Source organism: Virgibacillus carmonensis (assembly GCF_057836705.1).
The window spans coordinates 1-529 of the sequence record NZ_JBYQFJ010000386.1 but is presented as its reverse complement, the minus strand read 5'-3'; the positions used below and the strand labels follow the sequence as shown (position 1 = coordinate 529).

General features: G+C 40.3%; 1 pseudogene. It reads left to right on the top strand.

From position 1 onward, the window contains the following. A pseudogene (locus tag AC3G7N_RS22495) lies at positions 1-529 on the top strand (PqqD family protein); the annotation flags it as partial.

The window sequence follows — 529 nt, the reverse complement described above, 5'->3', positions numbered from 1 at the left end:
CTGCAATCTCAGCTCATTTTATATCCTTTAACAATCCGTCAAGATAAAAAGCATTACATTGTGGAAGAAAGCCTCTCGGGTGAATTTTTTGAAATGCCGAAAGTTTGTATTGATGCCATTCAGCTAATTAACCAAGGCGAATCACTGGCAGTCATAGAGCAGCATCTGATCCAAACTTATCCGGATGATGATATAAACTTAGTCGAATTCGCGGAGCAGCTCCTTGCCCTTGGACTCATCAAGGAGGTTGACGGTGAAGCCATTCGGGTTATCAAAAAAAGTCAATCACCAAAAGGCTTTATGTGGATTCCTTCATGGGTAGGGCAGCTCCTTTTTAACAAAATAACAAGTAAACTGTTTGTGGCGGTTATTTGTATCAATATTCTCCTTGCAATCATTCATCCCGGGCTACTGCCTGAATATCAGGATATTTTCCTGTTTGATTCCATGATGCTAAACGTGCTCATGTATATGGCAATTACTTTGGTGTTAATCGTGATTCATGAATTCGGGCATATTTTGGCTGTTC